Genomic DNA, 3,878 nt, shown 5'->3' on the forward strand with positions numbered 1-3,878 from the left:
GAAGGCCAATATCTTCAAAGCCCAATACTTGCACGGAACGCTGTGACGTAGATCCGACAGGCATAAGCAGGAAGGTCGCGCGAATTACCCTGGGAGATCTGTGGGTTTGCCACTGTGCTACCGAGCGTCGAGAGGCGACGGGATGAGCCCACAGAAGTCAGCTGAGGCCGTAGTAAGTGGCGGATTACCGCGTCACCAAGGGCCGAACAGGTTATGCCGCCAGTAGGCGTCAGAGTCTCGTCGAATGTTGAAACGCAGAATATTCTCCAAGAGAAAACTGTTACCCCAGGTCCTGGACGGTATCCGAGGATGAAGGCTGACAGGGCGCAAACATCGACGGCGTCTGTGGCGTGGACGAACGCGGAGCCGGACACGCTGATGGCGCGAGTGCTTGCACCCGCCAACCTCAAGCGTGCGTATCAACGTGTGGTTAGCAACAAGGGCGCACCGGGTGCCGATGGCATGGCGGTCGACCAGTTGGCGGGCTACGTGAAACAGTATTGGCCGATCCTCAAGTCTCGGCTGCTGGCCGGTGAGTATCACCCGCAAGGGGTACGCGCCGTCGAAATCCCCAAGCCCAAAGGTGGGACGCGGCAACTGGGCATTCCCAGTGTCGTGGATCGCCTGATCCAACAGGCTTTGTTGCAACAGCTCACGCCGATCTTCGACCCTCTGTTTTCGGACTACAGCTACGGCTTCCGTCCAGGCCGAAGCGCCCATCAAGCCATCGAAACAGCTCGTAACCAGGTGGCCGCGGGTCATCGTTGGTGTGTGGAACTTGATTTGGAGAAGTTCTTTGATCGAGTGAATCACGACATTTTGATGGCCATGATAGAGCGTCACGTCGAAGACAAGCGCGTGCTCAGACTGATCCGCCGTTACCTCGAAGCTGGGGTCATGTCGGGCGGGATCGTCAGCCGACGGCAGGAAGGCACGCAGCAAGGCGGCCCGCTCTCGCCGTTGTTGTCGAACATCCTGCTCAATGAACTCGACCGCGAGCTGGAACGGCGGGGCCATCGCTTTGTACGCTATGCCAACGACGTCAACATTTATGTGCGCAGTCGTCGTGCTCGATTGTTGGAACCACAAAACGAACTTCCATTTCTCTATAAAAGCTCCTTTGAAGGCTGTTGTAGGAAAAAGACATTTCCTTTTGACGAAACTTCTTAATCGTTCTTTTGACCCTGCCTTGAGCGTCGCGACGCTGTTAGCGTCCTCTCGGCATTTCCCGTCGTAGCCTGGTGGACCTATGTGACAAGGCCGGGACACTGGGCAGGGTAAGTTAAAGCAGGACTGCGAAATTCGAACGGCACCGGAAGGTGCCGTTTTTTCGCCCAAGTAGAACGCCCCTCCTGATTTCAGGACGGCTCTGCATCCATCCGCCGCGCAATCACATCCAACACATCACAACCATCGCGCAACGGCACGCAGCACAACAACGCAAAGTCGCTGAGAACCACCGTATCGCTGGTGATGTCACCACGCATTGCAAGATTTTCAAGAATCTGCGTCACAGCTCGAATTCTATAGCTGGCAGTGCTGAGCAGTGAATGCAGAGGTTGGGTGGTGTTGACGAACAGCGAGGGCAGGTCATCGGCATTGCTGGTTAAAGCGATGTACTCATTCATAAGTGAAGCTCCATTAGTTCATGAGAGCTATCACTCAATCGTCGCCAAAACGAGAGGGTGGTAGCCGTACGCGGGTTGGCGAACCGGGCAATGGAGAAACCGGCAGACCCTGAGGTCTCCCGCGCACAGCCACCATAAAACAGGCAGCTAGGTGCGTTCCGAAGCGCTCCGAAATGGTCGAAGACTTCAGTTCAATTGCAATCGAGTCGCCAAACCCGACACGCCGTGAGGGCGTGGGTCGGACTATAGGACTCGTGGCAAAGGCGCAGCAATGGCGGAGTGTACGGACAATTCCTGATGTCGTGTAGGACGCTGCTCTTTTTGAGCAGTGGCACCGTTTTTTAAGACATCGCATTGCCTGAACCAACGCTGACTTGCCGAAAAATTTCATGATGTGTCGTTGAAGTGAGGCATAGGATGACCACCAAAGGTCATGTCCCCGCGCCTCAACCCACAGGAATAAAAAAATGATCGCAAACCTCGTCAAAGTCTCGCTGATGGCCGGTGCTTTGCTGTTGAGCGCCTGTTCCGGTGTGAGCCCCCATAGCGATTATTCGACCGACTCGGTGCAGCCGGCCGGTTTCGGCCCGGGGCCGACCCACAGCAATGCCGCCAAGATGAATTTCCATGGCAGCGCGCTCGGCAATAGCTTCGGCGAATACAGTTCAGGGTTGCTGCACGACGATTGATACGCGGTCCGCAATGAAAAAAGGGCGCTCCCACGGGAGCGCCCTTTTTTTGCGATATGTCCATTACTTCGCGCGAGGTACCGCCAGCCACTGCCGCAGAATCTTCTGGTAATTACCCGTCGCCTTGGCCAGGTGCAGCCATTGATCGACGTACAGCTTCCAGGTGATGTCGTCGCGGGGCAGCAGGTAGGCTTTTTCGCCGTATTGCAGGTAGTGCGTGGGGTTGACGGCGCACAGGCCTGGTTTGAGTTTCTGCTGATACAGCGCCTCCGACGCATCGGTGATCATCACGTCGGCCTTTTTATCCAGCAGTTCCTGAAAGATGCTGATGTTGTCGTGCAGCTGCAATTGCGCCTGGGGCAGGTAGGCGTGGACGAACGCTTCGTTGGTGCCGCCGGCGGGTTCGACCAGGCGAACCGAGGGCTGGTTGATTTGTTCGACGGTCTGGTACAGCGCCTGGTCTTCGCAGCGCACCAAGGGGATTTTGCCGTCGACGTCCAAGGTGGTGCTGAAGAAGGCTTTTTTCTGCCGCTCCAGGGTGACCGTGATGCCGCCCATGGCGATGTCGCACTTGCCGGCGAGCATGTCGGGCATCAGGGTTTTCCAGGTGGTGGGCACCCACTCGACCTTGACGCCCAGGCTGTCGGCCAGGGCGCGGGCCATGGCGACGTCGATGCCGGAGTATTCGCCGTCCCCGGCTTTGAGGGTGTAGGGTTTGTAGTCGCCGGTGGTGCAAACGCGCAGTTGTCCCTGTTGCATGACGCTGTCCAGATGCGAAGGTTCTGCCTGAGCGCCAAGGGAGAGTGCGAGCAAGCCGCCGAGCATCATTGCTCTGTTGATTTTCGTCATTGTTATCGGGCTTTTGTGCTGGAGTGGTTTTGAAGGGGAGTGTAGTGAAACTTTCACCGGTGTGAAAAATCCCGTCCGGGAAGATGTCGTCTTTTAGTTAACCCATAGGACTATGCTCGCACGTGAAATAACCACACACACAGCGGGCTTCCACTGCGCAAAAAATACTTCTTGTAACTACCGCTGTAGGAAATGGGTTGTTGGTTATTGCGAAAATTCCTATTCGTTCATTTTGGCCATGCCATTGGATTGCGTTCAGCACGCGTCCCACCGTCTTATTCGTCGTCGCCCAATATTCTCTCTGCTCAGCGCTTCTGCCGAGAGGAGAAGGAAAGGCAACTCAAACCGATGACGATAAGGACGTTGCAAATGAATGCGCCTGTGCACCCCTCGTATACCAACGAAGTCTCCGCTGAATTTCTTCGCAGTCTTGACGCTCCCCACTTCACTGAAGAGCGGCTTGCGCACTTTTGTGACGAAGCTCTGGCAGTTGTTCGCCAGGGGCAGGCATACATGGACGCTCATCCCGCTCACGCCATTTACCGAATCGCACCCGAGGACTTTCTGCCTTCCATCAAGGAGGAAGCACATCAATGAACGAAGGACATTTCATTGGCCTGCATGACAAGACCACCTGTGGCGGCAAGGTCCTGGATGGTGACACCCGGATCATGATGTACGGCATTGCCCATGCCCGCGAGGGTGATCGAGT

The 3,878-nt window shown here is 56.0% G+C and carries 4 protein-coding genes and 1 pseudogene; 3 read left to right on the plus strand and 2 right to left on the minus strand.

All coding sequences use genetic code 11. From position 1 onward, the window contains the following. Positions 1–213: 213 nt before the first annotated feature. Positions 214–1,071, plus strand: a pseudogene (gene ltrA / locus C8K63_RS26095) (group II intron reverse transcriptase/maturase); the annotation flags it as partial. 287 nt (positions 1,072–1,358) lie between these two features. On the opposite strand, the gene C8K63_RS26100 reads toward ltrA, so the two are convergent. Continuing rightward, positions 1,359–1,628 (minus strand): short-chain dehydrogenase, encoded by a 270-nt coding sequence (locus tag C8K63_RS26100; protein WP_108219292.1) that lies wholly within the window; start codon positions 1,626–1,628, stop codon positions 1,359–1,361. A gap of 467 nt (positions 1,629–2,095) precedes the next feature. Here C8K63_RS26100 and C8K63_RS26105 point away from each other — a divergent pair, with 467 nt between their 5' ends. Further along, on the plus strand, positions 2,096–2,317 hold the full coding sequence (locus C8K63_RS26105) for a hypothetical protein (RefSeq protein WP_108219293.1): 222 nt from the start codon (positions 2,096–2,098) through the stop codon (positions 2,315–2,317). A gap of 63 nt (positions 2,318–2,380) precedes the next feature. Here the strand turns inward: C8K63_RS26105 and C8K63_RS26110 are convergent, their stop codons facing one another. Next, complete coding sequence (locus C8K63_RS26110; protein ID WP_108219294.1) at positions 2,381–3,142, minus strand: transporter substrate-binding domain-containing protein; 762 nt, start codon at positions 3,140–3,142, stop codon at positions 2,381–2,383. A 393-nt stretch (positions 3,143–3,535) separates the two neighbouring features. On the opposite strand from C8K63_RS26110, the gene C8K63_RS26115 reads away from it, so the two are divergent. Beyond that, positions 3,536–3,763, plus strand: a complete 228-nt coding sequence (locus tag C8K63_RS26115; protein WP_178086796.1) for a hypothetical protein — start codon at positions 3,536–3,538, stop codon at positions 3,761–3,763. Positions 3,764–3,878 lie beyond the last annotated feature (115 nt).

The organism is Pseudomonas sp. GV085, from assembly GCF_003050925.1.
Lineage (GTDB): Bacteria > Pseudomonadota > Gammaproteobacteria > Pseudomonadales > Pseudomonadaceae > Aquipseudomonas.

Coding starts and splice junctions, on each gene's coding strand:
- C8K63_RS26115 (WP_178086796.1), top strand. CDS start 3,536: ATGAATGCGCCTGTGCACCCCTCGTATACCAACGAAGTCTCCGCTGAA.
- C8K63_RS26100 (WP_108219292.1), bottom strand. CDS start 1,628: ATGAATGAGTACATCGCTTTAACCAGCAATGCCGATGACCTGCCCTCG.
- C8K63_RS26110 (WP_108219294.1), bottom strand. CDS start 3,142: ATGCTCGGCGGCTTGCTCGCACTCTCCCTTGGCGCTCAGGCAGAACCT.
- C8K63_RS26105 (WP_108219293.1), top strand. CDS start 2,096: ATGATCGCAAACCTCGTCAAAGTCTCGCTGATGGCCGGTGCTTTGCTG.